This window comes from Massilia sp. CFBP9026 (genome assembly GCF_034045165.1).
In the GTDB taxonomy this organism is placed as follows: domain Bacteria; phylum Pseudomonadota; class Gammaproteobacteria; order Burkholderiales; family Burkholderiaceae_D; genus Telluria; species Telluria arenae.
Genome location: NZ_JAXCWH010000003.1, coordinates 402,362 through 421,082 on the forward strand (window position 1 = coordinate 402,362; position 18,721 = coordinate 421,082).

Consider the following 18,721-nt stretch of genomic DNA (forward strand, 5'->3'; position numbering starts at 1 on the left):
GGCGCTGCCGATCTCTACACATCTACCAGGAATCGCAGGAATGACCATCCTCGTGACGGGCGGAGCGGGCTTCATCGGCTCGAACTTCGTCATCGACTGGCTGGCGCAGCATGACGAGCCAGTCGTCAACCTCGACAAGCTGACTTACGCAGGCAATCTCCAGAACCTCGCCAGTCTTGAAGACAACCCGCGCCACCATTTCGTGCGTGGCGACATCGGCGACGGCGCCCTGGTGGGCCGCCTGCTGGCCGAACACCACGTTCGCGCGGTACTGAACTTTGCGGCCGAGAGCCACGTCGACCGTTCGATCGAAGGTCCCGGGGCCTTCATCCAGACCAACATCGTCGGCACCTTCAATTTGCTGGAAGCAGTGCGCGCTTACTGGGGCAGCCTGGAGGCGGACGCGCGTTCGGCGTTTCGCTTCCTGCACGTGTCCACGGACGAGGTGTACGGCTCGTTGTCGAGCGATGCGCCGGCATTCGACGAGCAGAATCGCTACGAACCGAACAGCCCGTATTCCGCCAGCAAGGCGGCGTCCGACCACCTGGTGCGCGCCTACCACCACACCTATGGCTTGCCGGTCGTGACAACCAACTGCTCCAATAACTACGGACCTTTCCACTTCCCGGAGAAGCTGATTCCGCTGGTGATCCACAACGCGCTGGCCGGCAAGCCGCTGCCGATCTATGGCGATGGCCAGCAGATCCGCGACTGGCTGTATGTGACCGACCACTGCAGCGCCATCCGCCGCGTGCTGGCCGAGGGGAGGCTGGGCGAGACCTATAACGTCGGCGGTTGCAACGAGAAGGCGAATATCGACGTGGTGCGCACCTTGTGCGCGATCCTCGATGAACTGCGCCCGCGTGCCGATGGCGAATCGTATGCGTCGCAGATGACCTTCGTGAAGGACCGTCCCGGCCACGACCGTCGTTACGCGATCGACGCCGGGAAGCTGGAGCGCGAGCTGGGCTGGAGTCCGGCCGAAACCTTCGAGACCGGCATCCGCAAGACCGTCGAGTGGTATCTGGCCAACGGGGAGTGGGTGCGCAACGTGACCAGTGGCGGCTACCGGGAGTGGATCGACCGGCAATATGCCGACGGGCGGCCAGCCGCATGAAGATTCTGTTGCTCGGCAAGGATGGCCAGCTTGGCTGGGAGTTGCAGCGTGCGCTGGCGCCGCTGGGCGAATTGCTTGCGTATGGCCGCAGTGAAGCCGATTTCGACGATCCCACGTCGCTGCGCGCGCTGGTACGCGATGTTGCGCCCGACGTCATCGTGAACGCGGCGGCTTATACCGCGGTGGACAAGGCCGAAAGCGACCAGCTTGCCGCGCACGCTTGCAACGCGGTTGCTCCCGGCGTGCTGGCTGAAGAGGCCGCCGCCCTCGGCGCGTGGCTGGTGCATTATTCGACCGATTACGTGTTCGACGGCTCGAAAGAGGGCGCTTGGGTCGAGACCGATGCCGTCAATCCGTTGTCGGTGTATGGCCGTACCAAGTACGAGGGCGAGGAGCGGATTCGCGCCAGCGGCGCCATGCATCTGATCCTGCGCACGAGCTGGGTATTCGCCACGCGCGGCGGCAATTTTGCCAAGACCATGCTGCGCCTGGCGAAGGAGCGCGAAACCCTGAGCGTGGTGGCCGACCAGCATGGCGCACCGACTGGCGCGGAACTGCTGGCCGATGTCACGGCACTGGCTTTGCATCGCATCGCGGTCTTGGGGCCGGAGGCGCTCGCTCTGTCCGGCACCTATCACCTGGCTGCAAGTGGGGCCACCACGTGGCATGCCTATGCGCGGCACGTGCTGGCGCAGGCGCAGGAACATGGCGCAATCTTGAAGGCAGGGCCCGAGTCGGTGCAGCCGATCGCTTCGAGCGCATTTCCGACGCCAGCTGTGCGGCCGGCTAACTCGCGCATGGATTGCAGCAAATTCTGCGCGACTTTCGGCCTGGTGCTGCCAGACTGGCGCTACCACGTGAACCGCATGATCGCCGAATTGTCGGCGCAAGGAAACCTAGGAGCGAACCCGTGAAACGCAAGGGCATCATTCTCGCCGGCGGCAGCGGCACCCGGCTGCATCCGGCCACGCTGGCGATCTCGAAGCAGTTGTTGCCGGTGTTTGACAAGCCGATGATTTACTACCCGCTGAGCACACTGATGCTGGGTGGGATTCGCGACATCCTGATTATTTCGACGCCGCAGGATACGCCGCGTTTTCAGCAATTGCTGGGGGACGGCGCGCGTTGGGGCCTGAATCTGTCGTATGCCGAGCAGGCGTCGCCGGACGGACTGGCGCAGGCTTTCCTGATCGGCGAGCGATTCCTCGATAACTCTCCCTCGGCGCTGGTCCTGGGCGACAACCTGTTCTACGGGCACAACCTCAACATCTTGCTCGACAGTGCGAATGCGCGGACCGATTGCGCGACCGTCTTTGCCTATCACGTGCAGGATCCGGAACGGTATGGGGTCATTGAATTCGATCGTGAAGGCAAGGCCGTGAGCCTGGACGAAAAGCCGGCGGCGCCGCGTTCGAACTACGCTGTGACGGGCTTGTATTTTTACGATGAGAACGTGTCGCAGATGGCTCGCACGCTCAAGCCGTCCGCGCGCGGAGAACTCGAGATCACGGACCTGAACCGCCTCTATCTGGAAACGGGCAAGCTGCACGTTGAGATCATGCGACGCGGTTACGCCTGGCTCGATACAGGTACCCACGAGTCACTGCTCGACGCAAGCCAGTTCATCGCGACGATCGAGCGTCGGCAGGGGTTGAAAGTGGCATGTCCGGAAGAGATTGCTTTCCGCAAGGGGTGGATCGACGCTGGTCAGCTCGAAAAACTGGCTGATCCGATGAAGAAGAACGGATATGGCCAATACCTGATGCGTGTTTTGAAAGAAACGGTGTTTTAATGCAGATTACCCGCTTGGCCATTCCTGACGTCCTGCGTATCGAACCTCGCGTGTTTGGTGATGAGCGTGGATTTTTCTACGAGAGCTTTCATCAAGCCCGGTTCGAGGAGGCAGTCGGCCGGTCGGTGACCTTCGTGCAGGACAACCATTCGAAATCGGCTCATAACGTGCTGCGCGGTCTGCATTACCAGATTCGCCAGCCGCAGGGCAAGCTGGTGCGGGTCGTCGCCGGCAGCGTCTTTGACGTAGCGGTGGATTTGCGTCGCTCGTCGCCGACGTTCGGACAATGGGTGGGCGAGGTCCTGAGCGCTGAGAACAAGGCGCAGATGTGGGTTCCTGAAGGGTTTGCTCACGGTTTCTTAGTGCTGTCCGAATCCGCTGAATTCGTCTACAAGACAACAGATTACTACGCGCCCGAGCACGAACGCTGCATCGCCTGGAATGATCCAGCCATCAACGTCGATTGGCCGATCGGCCACGCGCCGATGTTGTCGGCCAAGGATGGTTGTGGCTTGCTGCTCAAGACCGCAGAAACCTTCGACTAAGCCTTACCTTCATTGGCAAGCCGGTCGGGCAGATCGACACGTTGGCCAATCGCGGCACGCTCACGGCCGGCAACTGGAAAGTGATCGCGGCGGATTACAACTAGATGAACATCATCGAGATCACGCTGGCTAACGGGGTCTGGGAGGGATGACATGGCTATGGGCTCTGCTATGGCAGACTATCTCTCGTCGGCAAGCCGACCTGTTTTCCATCCAGTGCCATACCAAGATAGTGCTCAGGGACGGAGTCGGCGCTTTTCTTGAATGCCGTGCTGCAGATAGTGCTGGGCTGGATCGATTCCGGCTGCCGCCACGTCCGGATTGGCGAGCAGGTACAACTGTGGATCGAACGCTTCTTCCTCCCGCCATTTCACCTGACCCGGCGTCGTTGCTTCGATGAAGCGCGCAGGCACATCGTGCCCAGCGATACGGTTGGGGACAGGTTCTCCGGTCACGATGTTGGTGAGCGCTCGGAACGCAATGCTGCCGTAGAAGGGATCGGACATCATCGGCGTGTAGTAGGCGCAGTCGTCAAAGAAGTAGTGGGTGACTTGCGACCAGCGGGTGCGCGCCGGGTCGCGCTGCTTCGTCCCGCCGTGCATCAGGTTCGCGGCCCAGATCAGGGCCTGTCCCTTCTTGGCATGAAAATACTGCGGCTCCACGCCATGCGCTTCCACCAGGTCGCGCCACATCGCCTCGTAGATCGCCTGCGTCGGCGTGCCTTCCAGCTCGGCGACGCAAGTGCCGATGTGCTCATTCGTATAAATTGGCCAGCGGTGGCTACCGGGGAAATACATCAGCGGACCGTTGGTCTCGTCGATGTCTTCCATCGCCACCCAGACACCGCACATGAAGCGCTCGGGACTTGAGCTGAAGTGGATCGAATCGGTATGGAAGTGCTGCTGGGTGCCGACCGGGAAGTTCAGCGTCTGAAAGGGCCAGGCCTGGCGGCCGTAGAGGCGCGAAAGCAGCGCGATGATATGCTCGTTGCAGGCGATGCGTTTGACGTTCTCGTCGAAGGACCAGGCGTCCTGCACGCGCAGGCTGATGCCGGCTGGGTGGCCGTGGGTGCGCCAGCCGTCGAAGTCGTAGTGGGCGTGCAGGTTCGCCTTGATCCTGTCGGTCATTCCGGCGAAAGCGACGTCGGGGAACTCGAGCACGGCGTAGCCTTTGACGGACAGGTCGAAGGCGATACGGCGGGTTTCCTCGTCCATGTCAGGCGCACTGAAGATGCGCGAGAAGAAAGGCGACTCGACATGTGGAACGCCGGGAAGGGGGGTAGTAGTCATATGCGCTGTCACAGGAGCAGACCGTGTTTAGATGGCCGAAGCCTGCGAAGCTCGATTGAGCCAAGCCATGTATTTTGTAACCCCTTCCTCGATCGTGTGAAAGGATTTGTCGTAACCAGCTGCACGTAGATTGCGAATGTCGGCCTGCGTGTAGCTCTGGTACACACCTTTCAGATGTTCGGGGAACGGAATGTACTCGATGTGGCCCCGACCGTGCCAGGCGATGACCGCTCTGGCGACGTCGTTGAAGGTGCGCGCCATACCGGTACCAAGGTTGAATATACCGCTGCGCTGTGGGTTGTCGAAGAACCAGAGGTTCACCGCGACGCAGTCCTCGACATAAACGAAATCTCTCTGCTGCAAGCCATCACCGATCCCATCGGCGCCACTGAAGAGGCGCGCAACGCCGTTTGCGACGATCTGATTGTTGAAATGGAATGGCGTGCTGGACATCGACCCTTTGTGCGACTCGCGCGGACCATACACGTTGAAATAGCGCAGGCCGACGACTTGCCGTTTCAGCTCATTTTTCAGCGACCGGACGTACTGGTCGAACTGGAATTTCGAGAAAGCGTACATATTGATCGGCATCTCGCATTCCCGATTTTCGCTGAACCCGTGTTCGGCCAACCCATAGACTGAGGCCGACGAAGCGTAGAGAAACTGTGCGTTTTGTCGCTGACACCAATGCAGCAATTCTTTTGAATATTCAAAATTGTTGCGCATGATGAACTGCCCATCCCATTCAGTAGTGGCCGAGCACGCGCCTTCGTGAAAGACAGCCTCCACCTTGCCGAACGAATGGCCCGACCGCAGGCGCGCGATGAAGTCCTCCCTGTCCATATAGTCGATAAAGTTGAGGTCGGCAAGATTGATCATCTTGCGGCCATTTTTCAGGTGATCGACCACCAGAATATTGCTGATCCCACGTGCGTTGAGTGCCGCGATAATGTTGCTGCCGACAAGACCGGCGCCGCCAGTGACGATGATCATTCTGCGCCCCTCCGGATGCGTTCGATGAGCGCACTCGTCGAATGCCCCTCCGTCAAACCAAGGATCTGTACGAGCCCCCCTGAGTTGCGTACGGCTTCCGCCCCTGCCACCTGATCCACGGTATAGTCGCCACCCTTGACCAGAATATCCGGCAGGACAGCGCCAATCAGCCGCGCGGGGGTATCTTCCGAAAATGGCACTACCCAGTCGATGGATGCCAGGCCGGCTAGCATCCGTGCCCTGATGTCGATGCTGTTTACCGGACGCTCATGCCCCTTGATGCGGGTAATCGATGCATCGTCATTGATCGCAACAATCAGCCGGTCGCCCAGCATGCGCGCTTCTTCCAGGTAGTCGAGATGGCCAGGATGTAGCATATCGAAACAGCCGTTCGTCATCACGATGCGTTCTCCGCGTGCGCGGGCTGCACGGACTGCGCGAATGAGGCGCTCTTCAGATACAAGGCCTTTTTCACTGTATTCCGGCGCGCCAGAATGTAGGGCATTCTGCAGCTCTTTGACCGAGACCGTCGCCGTACCCAGCTTGGCCACCACAATGCCTGCGGCCATATTCGACAGTATGACGGCTTCATGCAAGGATAGGCCCGCGCCCAAGGCGGCGCCCAGGGTCGCAACGACCGTATCGCCGGCGCCGGTAACATCGAAAACCTCCTGTGCACGCGTTGGCAGGTGAAATGGTTCGTGCCCGCGGGCCAGCAAGGTCATGCCTTTCTCGCTTCGCGTAATCAGGACCGCATCCAATTCAAGTTTGTCACGCAGCTCGGTGCCACGCTGGACGATTTCCTCGTCGTTTTGGCATGGCCCGACAACGGCTTCGAACTCGGACATATTGGGCGTGATGACGGTGGCACCGCGGTACTGGTAGAAATCGGATCCCTTTGGATCCACGACCACTGCCTTGCCGAGAGTCTTTGCAGCACGAATCAGCTCCGGGCAGTGGCGTAATGCCCCCTTCTTGTAGTCCGACAGAAGGACCACGTCGACATCGGCCAGTCGGTCCTGGTATTCCGCAAGCATTCTGCCCGTGTCCCAGTGCGGGAAATTATCTTCGAAGTCGGCACGGATCAACTGCTGATGTTTCGAGACGATACGAAGCTTAGTGATGGTTCTGGACCCGGGTACCTCCTGCAGCAGCGGCTCGACGTTCGCGGCCGACAGCAGCGCACGCAACTGGTCGGCTGCGGCATCTCCGCCGACCAGTCCGATCAGGGACGAAGATGCGCCAAGGGACGCCACATTGAGCGCTACGTTGCCCGCACCGCCGACCCGGACTTCTTCCTGATCGATTTTTACCACTGGGACAGGTGCCTCGGGAGAAATTCGGTTAGTCACCCCATGCCAGTAGCTGTCGAGCATGACGTCACCGACGACTAATAGCTTGGCTCCCGAAAAATCGGGAATCCGCGTAAGGAAACGTTGTCCGTTACCTGAGTCCATTACAATCCAATCCTCTATCGATACTTAAGATTATTAGTAGCCAAGCTTTTGCTCGAGCGCCGAGCAAAAATGATGACCAATGAAGATGTGCGCTTCCTGAATATGCGCTGTCACGTTCGATGGCACTACGATGGCTACATCCACCATGTCCTTGAGCGCGCCGCCATCGCGACCGAGCAGCGCGACCGTATGCACACCCCTCTGTTTTGCTGCTTCTACAGCACGGATGACGTTGGCCGAATTGCCCGAGGTGGATATGCCGATGAGCGTGTCGCCTGCGCGGCCGAGCGAGCTCACTTGGCGGGAAAACACGTGCTCATATCCATAGTCATTACTAATGCATGTTAGTGCTGAAGTATCTGTAGAAAGAGCAATTGCGGCGATTGGAGGTCGATCGTTAATGTATCGCCCAACAAACTCTGCAGCCAGATGTTGGCTGTCGGCGGCAGAGCCACCGTTTCCGCAAAACATCAGTTTGTCGTCGTTTTTCAACGACTCATACATGATTTCAATCGCGCGGTCCAGCTCGGGTTCAATCGAGAGTAGGCGGCTGAAAACGTCTAAGTGATTCTGTAGAGATTCTTTAAACATGATCTAGGTTATTGTTTGGTGAGAGCGTCGATTGCTGAGAGCGTGGTTGGGTCATTTGGCCTGATTCTGTCGGCTTCCCGGTAGTGACCAACTGCGGCTTGTGTCATTCCTATGTCCTTGTAGGCATTCGCAAGGCAGAACTGCACTTCGCTGACGCTTAGGCCACCTTTTTCCATGGCTGCGATAAAGTTATGTACGCTTTCCCACATTTTCTGCATCTTTGCCAAATTGCGGGCTTTCCAATAAAAATATCGCCAATTCGCCGTTCTTTCAGTGGGGTAATGGTCGAACTCGATATCTACGGAAATTCCATTCTCCCGGCAATAGAGCGCATACGTCGAGGCTGCAATGCGGGCATCGTATAAGGAAGCACGCAAAGGAGCGATTTTGTCTTCCGGAATTCGCGATGTCTGTAGATACCAGTTCACCAACTCAGGTAATGGAAGATGGGTATTGATATCGTGCGTACAGTTAAGGTAGTGGATCGCCAGATGTGGATAATCCCCTGTCAGTGCCAATGCATCAGCGATGTTGACCCCATCTTGATGGTCGAAGCACGGAAAAAACAGATGTATATCAGCCGATGTTCTCGCCAAACCTTCAGTCACGCTCCCTGATCCATTCTGGTGCTCTACTTCCATCTGTAAGGCCGAGCGGGAATAGGGATGATCCAGCCTAAAAGCCGGAGCGTACGAGAACAATGCAATCGTTTCCTTGAACTGGGGTCCGAACAGTAAGGCGCCGTATCCCCCCATAGAGCTGCCGCAAATGATCAGTTTTTTCGCCTGCGTAGTGACCAGTGAACTGGAGATCAGCTCTTTAACTTCTATTTCGCAGTCTTGGTAGAAGTTTGAGTTTGCCGGATTGATAAGGAGTTTGCTGGCATTTATGATCTCCGAATTCCTGTAGTGTGGAAGTTGCGTTGCTGGCAAGTTCATCGGCGCTAAGATCACGACGAGCGTGTCTGAGTCACAGGGCCGGAGTACGGAGTAGACTTTGGTTTTCATATGATCTCTACAGCGCTTGTGAACGGTCGTGCAATCGCTCTTCTGGCGTACTTCAACTTAATTTGATTGCAACTTACACGTGTCGTTCAGATGGCTACCATTTGCGTTATGCCGTCAATAAATCGCTAATGATGAGTGCGATCTGATTATTCATTGGAGACCGCTTGAAGGCCTCCTGATAGTAGCCGAGTGCTGCGTGTTTCAAGCCAAGCGTCTTGAGTGTGTTAGCAACGCAGAAGTGTGTTTCCACTACATTATCGCCACCATTCGACATTGATACCATATAGTTGCATAGGCTCTCCCAATGTTGCTCCTGCCTCGCTTGATAGCGGGCTTTCCAATAGAAATACAACCAGTTTTTAGTGTTTTCCAGCGGCATGCTTGGGAACTCAAATGTTATCTTCGAGTTTTCCAACTCCGCAATATAGAACTGATAGGTGTATTGCGAAAATTTCTTATCATCCTCAGTGGCGGCCAGTTGTTCGATCTTTTCTGTCGAAACCTTGCCCGAATCTATGAGGTCGGCTACTAGTGCTGGTAAGCCTATGTGCTGATGAATATTATGTTCGCACATCAGATAATATCTGGCGATATGCGCACACTCGTTAAATGCTTCCGATTCAGCGATCTTTACCCCATCTTGTCCATCAATACAGGGATAGAAAAGGAATACTTTGGCCTTGGTATTTTTTAATCTCTCTGTCAATTCACTAGAGTTGCGATCTTCATCCATGAGAAAATCAGGATCGATAGATGACTTCGATAACGTGCCAGGATGATCAAGGCGGATGAACGGTGCATAAGCGACGATGTACTTGGTCTCTACGAATAGAGAGCCCATATAAATCGCCCCGAATGCGCCCATCGATGATCCGCAGAAAACCAAGTGTTTAGCGCCGGTCTCCTTTATCGCAGTTGATATGGCATCCCGCACTTCTGCAACGCAGTCTTTATAGTAATTTCGTGAGCCAGGATTGATCAATATTCGGCTGAAATTATCGAAATTCTCATCCTTGTAATGGGGGAGTTTATCGATCGGAAGTTCCATCGGCGACATCACGACAATGAGGTGCTCGGTCGAATTGTTAAAAACTTCAAAGTTTATTCGATTGCAGCTATTCATTATTTCGTTCCATGGTGCGGGTTTGGTATGCGGCTAGAATGATTGACTTAAGGGTGACGGGAAAAATCTGGATACGTGATTCTTTAGAAAATCACGTTATACGTTTTTTAAGTCGTCCCTAGATCGGCGACATAGTTTCCGCTGGATTCGATGCTGATGCGAATTGTATCTACCCACTTCTGTATGCGGAATTCACATAATAATGCTGAGACGTTGTCGAAATTAACTGTTCGTTGTTGGTCATCCGTTGCGCTATGAATCGTTACTTTGAAACTGCCTGTGCCGCCGAGAGCACCCAGCGAAAGCAACACGCGTCCTTCATTTCCCAAGTAGACGTTACGCAGTGCTAGCGTTGTATTCTGGTTTAACCAGCGCAGATCATGAATGCGATTTTCGAACGGCTTCTTCTTATACATGAGCATCGCACCGCGCACGCAAATCCATCGTCTGAAACTCAGGTCGTGGTGGAAAAGATCGTGGTCTTTCGGTGGTGTGGACGAGGAAATTTGATGAAACGCATAGCCGATATCGCCGCTTTGTAGTTGGAAGTCCTTGTATCCGGTCGCTTCCGCAAAATAACGGCGCAGTCGAGACCGATAAAGTGGTAGCTCCTGAAAACCATGTCTGATCAGCCAAGCGTTGCGATCTTGTTCACTTTGCAGTTGGGGCCTGATATCCGGACGAATATACGCCAGCAGTCTCCGGGCAGTCGGGTGTGGGCGGCGCTCCTCAACGAGCAGGTCATCCCAGTCTCCCAAGGGCAGCGCCGCCCTATAGAAATCTAGCAGGCAAGCATTGACCACATCCCCGTTGAGCTGGGATGAGCCGTTGGTGCGCAGGTAATATAAGCCTTGCAGGAGCAAAGGGATACCTTGGCCCAAGGGACTGGTGCCGAAGCGTCGTCCAAGCAGCATTTTCAGGAACTCTTGGTCCAGATAGGCAATGAGGTTAGCGTCGGAGAGATCGCCGGAATTCGTGTTCGTGATCAGATTGCAGGCAAGAGTGAGACTAGAATCGAAATAATTCGAACGAACTTCCTCCGGCTGAGCTTGTAGAGAAGATACTAGGTCCTCCATCAATCGCGCGACGTTCATTCAGCCGCCCACTTGATCGTGACGTAGTAGTTGGTATCAGATGACAGCTTTTTCGGTTTAAGAGCTTTGAAGGGGTGGCCTTTCGCAGTAAATGCCGAAATGATTTCTTGGAATGCAGTCTCGATGGCGCCGGACGAGAGGCCATTCAACTTCTGCGCCTCGAGCCTACCCACGGCAATCGTGCCTGCCCCTCCTGCGTCAAGGATGTTTGACACGTTCGTTACCTGAAGTTTCAGTCGATGAAGGTCGGACCCATCGACGAAGGTATAGTTCTTGATAGACAGGGCATGGGGAACATTGTTCCTCTTCAGGACAAGGACACCAGAATCGCCAGCGTAATCGACATAAGACGACACGATTGTATGCGGCAATGAACTTTCAGGGAGGTCCTGATAGATGGAGCCCATGTCAGGAAAACCGTCACTTGGAACTGCATCGAAGCTGAGCTGTTTCTCGGGCACGATTGTGAGTTCAAGCTTGCGGACCTGCCTGCTGTGCAAGGTCCTTACGCCGTCAATCAAATCGGCAGCACTCACCCCTTTCATGCAACCGTGCCGCTCGGTCTGCGAGATGCAGCGCGTCATCCATTCACGCGTAGTCCACCAGCAAGGCGTACACTGATTGGTGCTGATGTTCACGTTTTCGTCATAGCCGAAGAACGCTGCGGGGGTGGGACCGAAGGAGACGACGGACGGAGTGCCCACCGCTTTTGCCATATGCACGAGGCCGCCCTCCACACCGACGAAGCAGACGGCTAATTTCAGGATCGCGGCGGACTCGCGGACGGCAAGGCGCCCACGCATGTCGACCGCAACACTCCCGATCATGGGCTCATGGGACATCCCGAGTTGAACGGTCAGATATCCCAATTTGTTGAGTTCGTCGGCTGTCGCAATGACAGTTTCCAGCGGAATGGTTTTTGTCGACAAGCCCTTGTCGCTCGCCATCTTGGCATCACTACCGATGCCCAAGCATACGATAGGCTTCTTGAACGCCAGGAGTTCATCGATCGCGGAAGAGTAGCTTGGCTCGATGTCCATGACCGGTCTCATACGGACGTTGCCGAGCGCGAGCGAGTGTGGGAATAGCGAATACGCGGTGAGCTTGGCTTCCATCGCGGCATTCGCGAAATGGTGGTTGAGGTGCGGCCAATCGAAGAGGTTGTACTTGAACCACGGCTCGCTGAAGCTACGCACCGTGAGTTGATACTCGAGCGGGACACGGGATTGTGGCGGAAAGAATGCGACTGCCGCATAGCGGACGTCGATCACGATATCGAAGATATCGATTGCTGTCGCTACCGAGAACAGTGCATCCCGAGTCTCATGGTTGAGTGAAAGCGCTGCGTCCGCCAGTGCGGTGTCGGCAAAGATCTCCTTGACCTGTTTCGATTCGAAACCGACCGCCAAGTAATCTACCGGGAGGTAAGCGCGAACCAGCGCTGCCAAGTAGGTAAGGATCAGGCAATCGCCCATACCCCCCGCACTCAACAGCAGGACGCGGTAGCGAGAGCCCATTCCGTTGTGGGGATGTAGCGCCTGCAGGCTATCGCAGCCTGGGATATCCGAGACGAGCTTTAGGAACGCTTCGCGCCGCGTCGGGATGTCTCCCATATTACCGGCTGCGGGCTCGCCCGTAATTCCGTACAGCGCGGTTCGGTGCCGGCGATACAGATCGCGGCGGTGTTCGTTGAAATAACGTTCGAAGCCGGCATGCTGGATGCGAAGGGAACTGTTTTCGGATTCGAGTTGGCTGACACGACCAGACAGCGTGGCATTTTGCGCGATTAGCGTATCGATCAGCGATTTGTGATGCATTTCCGTAGTCATTGGATTCTTTTCATTATGTTTGTAGTCATGGGCGTCGCGCCGATGCCAACGCTGGGCCGCAGCACTTCGGCATTGGTCGGTGTTGGTCCTATCGTTCGCTCGGCAATGAGGACCTTCTTGGAGATCGCTCCCGCGGCGGCAGTGCCACCCCACCAAATGCATGACTATTCGGATCCAGGTTGAGTGCCGGGTGATACGCCGGATCCCGCATTAGTACATGCCTCCACTTCATCCGCAGCTGATCGACCTCGCGCTGCGCGCGCGCCTTCTTCTGTGGCGTGTCTTCGTGCCCGCGGCTGGCCGATTCGGCGTGCAGCAGCTTGGCGTATGGGGTCCAGACGATCGCCTTGCCCGATGCCCGCACTTTCAGACACAGGTCAACGTCGTTGAAGGCGACCGGGAACGCATTCGCATCCATGCCCCCGAGCTGGAGGTAGTCAGTCTTGCGCAGGAAGAGGCAGGCGGCAGTGCAGCCGCTGACCTGCTGCACCAGCTGGTTTCGTCCATGGTCGCCCCAGTCCGCGTCCGCGAGGCGGTTGCCGAAGTGGCCGGCAACGTTGCCGACGCCGAGCAACACTCCGCCATGCTGCACCATGCCGTTTGGCCAGAGCAACTTGGCTCCGACTGCGCCGACATTGGGGCGCAACAGTTGGGCCATGATCTCGTCCAGCCAGCCTGAGTGAAGCGCCTCGATATCGTTGTTGACCAGACCGATGATGTCGCCGCTGGCCTGGGCGATCGCTCGGTTGTTCAGGTCCGCGTAGTTGAAGGGGCCGGGCATCGGCAGTACCCGCACGCCTTGCGCAGAGATCGCGGCAAAATAGGCATGCGTGGCTGCTTCGGCCGAACCATTGTCGATCACGACGATTTCAAGTTTTGGCCAGTCGGTGAAGTGCCGGATGGTGTCGATGCAGCGCTGAAGCAGGTCGGCGCGGTCGCGCGTCGGGATGACTAGGCTAACGGTCAATTCGCGTGCGCCGGTTGGCAGCGGATGGCGGACCCGGCGCGCGGAATGCGCGCTGCCGGGCGAGATACTGTCCAGCTCTTCCAGCACGGCCTGCGGCGACACTGCGGCCAAGGCGCGCGTGGCGGCCGCCAGGCGTGCGGACTGTTCGGCAGCATCCGGCGGCGAGGCTCTTTGCAACAGCACGCGTGGCACGTGCACGATGGTTTCAGAGCCTTGCGACCAAGCCGCGGCCAACGCCGACCAGGCGAAGTCGGCGGCATCGTGCACTTCAAGCAGGCATTTTGCCGTTGTTGCACGTACCAGCAGCAGATCGAGCGGATAGTCGCTGGCCAGCGCATAGTCAGGATTCCACGCCGGCTTGAACCACGGCGTGCCATTGGTTTCACTGTCGGTATACACCACCTGTGCCTGTGGCAGCGCGAATCCCTCCAACGCCCAAGCCAGCGCATGCCGTGCCAGGGTGTCTCCGGTGCGTACGCAGCAGAGCACATCGCAGTTTGATGCCAGCGCCTGCGCTAGCAGGGCCGCGAATGGCTGGTCGGAGAAGACCTGCACGGTCATGCCGTGCTGCGACTCCAGGCTGGCTAGCGTGCGCTCCAGCGCCTCTGCGTCTGCCTCTCCTGTCACAATTACGGCTGTCGTCAATGCCGGCAGGGTGGTCGGGCCCTCACGATCGAATCGCGCCGACCATTCCGGCCAGGCCGACATGGGAAGACTGCGCGGCAGGTGACGCTGATAGATATCGGCCACCTTCAGCAGCAGTTCGTCGGCGTCGTCCGGCAGCAGGCCGACCAGGCCATCCATCGAGCAGCAGATCGTCAACGGGCTGCCGTTTATCGACCGTCCCTCGTCATCCACCACGCGCACGCTGTGCACGGCGCCATCGGCCAACGACGCCGGCAGTGCCAGGTCGAATCCGTGCGCGCCGTCGATATAGCCGCGCATCGAAGGATGGATAATATTGGCGGCGGCTTGCGCCACCATCTCGTTGCCGACGAACGCGCGCACCGTCACGGTTCTTTTCTGGTCGGCGGGGTCGAGCGCCCAGCCATGCAGGCGCAGGCCGCCGTCTCCGACGACGTTATTGATGGCGGCCGCAGGCGGTGTCTTCGATTCCTCGAGCCGGAAGCCGCCCGTCAGCGTAACCTCTGTATTCGCCACGCGTGCCGAGATGACGCCGCCGGACGAAGCCGGGAGCGCGCCGAGATCGGCCACGAAGCCATGGCACAAGTCAGGCGCGCCGAGTACCTCCAGCTCCGCAGCCAGATCGGTTCGCGCCACATCGGCCAGGATGCAGGCGATAGGCACATCGTCGCGGCAGATCTCAACGATCACACGTGCGTCAGGACGATTCCGGTCAACGGCCCAACCGTACACCAGCTGTTTATACATGCCATCGAGCGCGCCATGCCAACGCGCGGCGCCGACAGTCGCCTCATCAAGAATTTCGGATTCGTTTTTCATTCAGGGAAAGCAGAAATCAGGCGGCCTTGGCGCCTGCGTTGCGGGTAAGCCAGTCGTTCAGCCAGGCGGCGGCATTGAAGCCGTCGTCGAGGAGCACGGGACGCAGCTTGGAAGGCAGGCCCGCAGGGTCATCGGTCAGTACGGCGCGGCAGCCGGCTATCTGAAGCAGGCGCACGTCGTCCAGCAGCGCCAGGGCATCGCCCTGGAGTTCCGGTACGTGGTCGACTACGCCGGTGTGAAGGAGCGCGTCGCTCGCGCCGCCGATCACCAGCAGCCGCAAATGTAGCTGCGGCCGGCTGGCAAGCATGCGCGCCAGCGCCAGCACTTGTCGGGCCACTGGCGCCAGCGGATCATGCCGCCAGACGGCAATGCGCTGCACAGATGACGGCAGCGCAGGCAGCGTCGCCGGCAAGGGCTTCTTCGCCACCGTTTGCGGCAGGGCGGCGGTGTGCTGCGCGGCGTCGGCCTTGCGCAGCCAGCCGGCTGCGCGCGACTGGGCCAGCGCATCGCGCAACTGCGCGCGGGCGCCGGACAGGGGATCGTTGCGCGTAAAGTCCGAAAACTCGGAGTAATAATCGGGATAACGCGCCACCACTACGCCCCGGTTCTGCGCCACGCGCAGCGTCTTCTCGGCACGGAACGACACCGTCCCTTCGTGCGCCACGAAGACACCGGTGGCCTGCAGATGCCGCCAGCCGGCAGCGCGGGCGCGCATGCACCAGTCGACTTCTTCGCCGTAGCCGCGGATGAGCGCGGTGCCGTCCAGCATGCCGACGGCGTCGAGCACCGTGCGCCGGATCAGCATCGTGAAACCGCAGCAGGACGGCAGCTCGATGTCGGCGCCGTCCGGGGCGGCGCGCACTTCGGCCGCCACCTGGTCGAGCAGCGCGAGTTCGCGCGTGTCAGGCGCAGGCGCAGCCTGGCTCATCACCGGAAAGCTGCTGATCTCACCGTTATTGGTCCATGGCGTCACGGAGGCGACGTCAGTCGTCGCATACAGCGCGCGCGCCAGGCGGTCGATCCAGTCGCCGTGCACCTGGGTGTCGGCGTTGAGCAGCAGCACATCGTGGTCCGGGTGGGCGCGCATGCCACGGTTGACCGTCTCGATGAAGCCGAGGTTGCAGGCATTGCGCAGCAGCGTGATGGCGCCAGCCGCAGCCTGCTTGTCGAGCCAGGCCGACAGCGCGGGTTCCGGACTGCAGTCGTCCACCACCACCATCCGGGCCGGGGTTTGGTTGAGCGGCAGGCTGCTCTTGACGCTCTCGATGCAGGCGCGCACCAGCGCCAGCTCGCGGTAGACGGGGATCACGATCGATACCGGCCGAATATCGGTCTCGGCAGGATTCGTCGCGGCTGGCGCCGCGCCAGCGCGAATGGTTGGCGTTTCGTAGAACGCCAGCGGCGATCCGGGCAGCAGTTGCCGGCGTCCGTCGGGTTGCAGCAGGGTGATCGACCACACGGCGCCGGGGCGCGGCGGCATCAGGCGCACGCGGGCGCCGTCGCCGGGCACCTCGAACTGGTATTGGGTGGTTTCGTCGGACAGTAGCAGGGTCGCGCGTGGCGCGTTGTTGCCGGCGGTGCCGAGGAAGACCATCGCTTCGATCGCGTCGCCATTCTTCCAGCAGGCGCCGGTATGGGTGACGCCGGCCGCGCGCAGGATGGGCATCAGGCTGTCATGGCGCCCCGCGCGGCAGCGCGCGGGCAGGAAGGCCGGGCCCAGGCTGGCGACGTCGGCGCGGCCGCCGTCCTTCAGCCAGGTCTGCAGCATGATGTCCTGCAACAGGGGATTCTCCGCTTCGCTCAGCCATGCAGCGTGCCAGGCGCGGGATGCCATGAACGGATAGGCCGTTTGCAGGATCTTGGCGCGCAGGATGGCGGGGATGCGGTTCATGGGCAAGCGGCGGCATACGTACTCGGCGGCCAGTAGCGCATCGGCGTGCTGGCCAGCCGTGAACAATTCCACAGCTCGCGTCAGAAGTGCATCGTCCCGCAGGCGGGACGTGCACGTAGAGAGGAAAAAGGGGGCAGGGCCCCCTTTTGGGTGTTGCATCGTGCTACAGATTACGCGGTTGGGTCGATGATGGTGACCGAACCGACGATCTCCACTTCGTCGCCGTCGACCGACGCTTCCGCGAATGCGGTTGCCACGTCTGCGCGCGACGCACCGTCTTCCAGGCGCTCCAGCCAGTACGCGGCGCCGGTGGCGTCGGTGCGGTCGAACAGGCCTTCGTACAGGGCGGCGACGAATTCGGCGTCATCCTGGTCAAGGGCGGTGTACTCGGCCGACTCCAGGAAGCCCGAGGCGATCGTGTGCAGGGTGGTGGTGCCATCGGCGTGGTCGTACCAGAACTCCAGACCGCCGGCGTCCGCGTTACGGCCCAGCAGTGCGTGGTACAGGTTGGCCACGGCTGCCTGCTTTTCGTTGGCAGCGAAGATCAGGACATCGTCGCCATCCAGCTGGACGAAGTCGACGTCGCTCATGGTCACCGACACGCCGGTCGCGGCGTTGACGATGGTGGCTTTGCCGTCTGCGGTGGTGATGACGAAGTCTTCTTCAGCGCCCGTTGCCTGGACGACGGTCTTGTCGTTGCCCACGACGGTGCTGCTGCCTTCGGCTGCGATCACCAGGGTGCGGCCCGAACCTGCGACGACGGTGTCTTCGTCACCGGCGACCACCTGGGTGTTCTTGCCGTCGACGATGGTGATGGTGTCGGCGCCTGCGGTACCGACCACGACACGCACGATTTCTTCACCGGCAACGATAGCTGCCGACGAGTTGCCTTCAGCGCTCGGTGTTGGAGCAGCACCGATGCTTGCATTCACGCCGCCTGCGCCCTGGAAGAAGATTGCCGGGATGTCGGCAGTCACGTTGACGTTCGTGCGCTCGGTAGCCGAGGTCTCCACGAACACGATATCGACGCCAGCGGCATCGCTAATGGTGGTGTTGTTCGAAGCCTGGACGTTGTTGGCAACGATTGTGCTGTTGTTAGGCGTGGAGATCAGATCCAGGATGCTGGCGATCGTGTCATCGGTGAAGAAGGTCGCCGAAGTGGATTTCAGCTGGTTGCTGATCGCGGTGGCGTTGGTATCGTACATTTACTACTCCTAAGTAGGATCAAAATTCCCGGCATGACCGGACGCTCCAGATACACAAGCAATGCCTGTGGACCTTGCTTGCGCACCCTAGATATCGTGGGCCCGTCGTGACTGGGGCGGCTCCCGAGGCAATACTGCTGACGGGAAATCGATACAGATCGAAGAGTTCGGCACGAGCTTCGCCGTCATTGCAACGGGTCAAGTTGAGAGCGTTATCACTACAGGCCAGCAATCTTGACTCCACCGATTCACAGAGTTTCCATGATGCAGTGCGCAATCGTCGGGATTCTACATGGATCGTTCTTCAACAAAACTCTCCGATTGTTTCATGGCTAAAAAATGTATTCAATTGTGCAT

General features: G+C 58.7%; 15 protein-coding genes. 4 read left to right on the forward strand and 11 right to left on the reverse strand.

The window, feature by feature from the left end:
- Window positions 1-40 precede the first annotated feature (40 nt).
- The 4 genes from rfbB to rfbC are packed head-to-tail and all read left to right on the forward strand — an operon-like array spanning window position 41 to window position 3,454.
- On the forward strand, window positions 41-1,117 hold the full coding sequence (gene rfbB, locus SOM28_RS10160) for a dTDP-glucose 4,6-dehydratase (RefSeq protein ID WP_320468022.1): 1,077 nt from the start codon (window positions 41-43) through the stop codon (window positions 1,115-1,117).
- On the forward strand, window positions 1,114-2,031 hold the full coding sequence (rfbD, locus tag SOM28_RS10165) for a dTDP-4-dehydrorhamnose reductase (protein WP_320468023.1): 918 nt from the start codon (window positions 1,114-1,116) through the stop codon (window positions 2,029-2,031). The genes rfbB and rfbD overlap by 4 nt, the downstream gene beginning before the upstream one ends.
- Window positions 2,028-2,909: a glucose-1-phosphate thymidylyltransferase RfbA gene (gene rfbA, locus SOM28_RS10170; RefSeq protein WP_320468024.1), complete on the forward strand. Its 882-nt coding sequence runs from the start codon at window positions 2,028-2,030 to the stop codon at window positions 2,907-2,909. Before rfbD ends, rfbA begins: the two co-directional genes overlap by 4 nt.
- Window positions 2,909-3,454: a dTDP-4-dehydrorhamnose 3,5-epimerase gene (rfbC, locus tag SOM28_RS10175; protein WP_320468025.1), complete on the forward strand. Its 546-nt coding sequence runs from the start codon at window positions 2,909-2,911 to the stop codon at window positions 3,452-3,454. Before rfbA ends, rfbC begins: the two co-directional genes overlap by 1 nt.
- Window positions 3,455-3,690: 236 nt before the next feature.
- Here rfbC and SOM28_RS10180 read toward each other — a convergent pair whose 3' ends face one another.
- From SOM28_RS10180 to SOM28_RS10230, 11 genes are all read right to left on the reverse strand, one after another.
- Window positions 3,691-4,743, reverse strand: a complete 1,053-nt coding sequence (locus tag SOM28_RS10180; RefSeq protein WP_320468026.1) for a phytanoyl-CoA dioxygenase family protein — start codon at window positions 4,741-4,743, stop codon at window positions 3,691-3,693.
- Between the two features lie 27 nt (window positions 4,744-4,770).
- Window positions 4,771-5,736 carry an ADP-glyceromanno-heptose 6-epimerase gene (gene rfaD, locus SOM28_RS10185; protein ID WP_320468027.1) on the reverse strand — a complete coding sequence of 322 codons (966 nt, stop codon included), beginning with the start codon at window positions 5,734-5,736 and terminating at the stop codon, window positions 4,771-4,773.
- A complete protein-coding gene (gene hldE / locus SOM28_RS10190) occupies window positions 5,733-7,193 on the reverse strand; it encodes a bifunctional D-glycero-beta-D-manno-heptose-7-phosphate kinase/D-glycero-beta-D-manno-heptose 1-phosphate adenylyltransferase HldE (RefSeq protein ID WP_320468028.1) in 1,461 nt (486 codons plus the stop codon). The genes rfaD and hldE overlap by 4 nt, the downstream gene beginning before the upstream one ends.
- A gap of 33 nt (window positions 7,194-7,226) precedes the next feature.
- Window positions 7,227-7,784, reverse strand: coding sequence for a D-sedoheptulose 7-phosphate isomerase (gmhA, locus tag SOM28_RS10195; protein WP_320468029.1), 558 nt, complete (start codon window positions 7,782-7,784; stop codon window positions 7,227-7,229).
- 8 nt (window positions 7,785-7,792) lie between these two features.
- Complete coding sequence (locus SOM28_RS10200) at window positions 7,793-8,791, reverse strand: hypothetical protein (RefSeq protein WP_320468030.1); 999 nt, start codon at window positions 8,789-8,791, stop codon at window positions 7,793-7,795.
- 106 nt (window positions 8,792-8,897) lie between these two features.
- Entirely contained in the window at window positions 8,898-9,914 is a 1,017-nt protein-coding gene (locus SOM28_RS10205; protein WP_320468031.1) for a hypothetical protein, read from the reverse strand.
- A 107-nt stretch (window positions 9,915-10,021) separates the two neighbouring features.
- Complete coding sequence (locus tag SOM28_RS10210) at window positions 10,022-11,008, reverse strand: hypothetical protein (protein ID WP_320468032.1); 987 nt, start codon at window positions 11,006-11,008, stop codon at window positions 10,022-10,024.
- Complete coding sequence (locus SOM28_RS10215) at window positions 11,005-12,837, reverse strand: glycosyltransferase family 9 protein (RefSeq protein ID WP_320468033.1); 1,833 nt, start codon at window positions 12,835-12,837, stop codon at window positions 11,005-11,007. The genes SOM28_RS10210 and SOM28_RS10215 overlap by 4 nt, the downstream gene beginning before the upstream one ends.
- 88 nt (window positions 12,838-12,925) lie before the next feature.
- On the reverse strand, window positions 12,926-15,268 hold the full coding sequence (locus tag SOM28_RS10220; protein ID WP_320468034.1) for a glycosyltransferase family 2 protein: 2,343 nt from the start codon (window positions 15,266-15,268) through the stop codon (window positions 12,926-12,928).
- A 16-nt stretch (window positions 15,269-15,284) separates the two neighbouring features.
- Window positions 15,285-17,159 carry a glycosyltransferase family 2 protein gene (locus SOM28_RS10225; RefSeq protein WP_320468035.1) on the reverse strand — a complete coding sequence of 625 codons (1,875 nt, stop codon included), beginning with the start codon at window positions 17,157-17,159 and terminating at the stop codon, window positions 15,285-15,287.
- Between the two features lie 170 nt (window positions 17,160-17,329).
- The gene (locus SOM28_RS10230; protein WP_123068367.1) at window positions 17,330-18,364 is read right to left on the reverse strand and encodes a DUF4214 domain-containing protein; all 1,035 of its coding nucleotides are present in this window, start codon (window positions 18,362-18,364) and stop codon (window positions 17,330-17,332) included.
- Window positions 18,365-18,721: the final 357 nt, after the last annotated feature.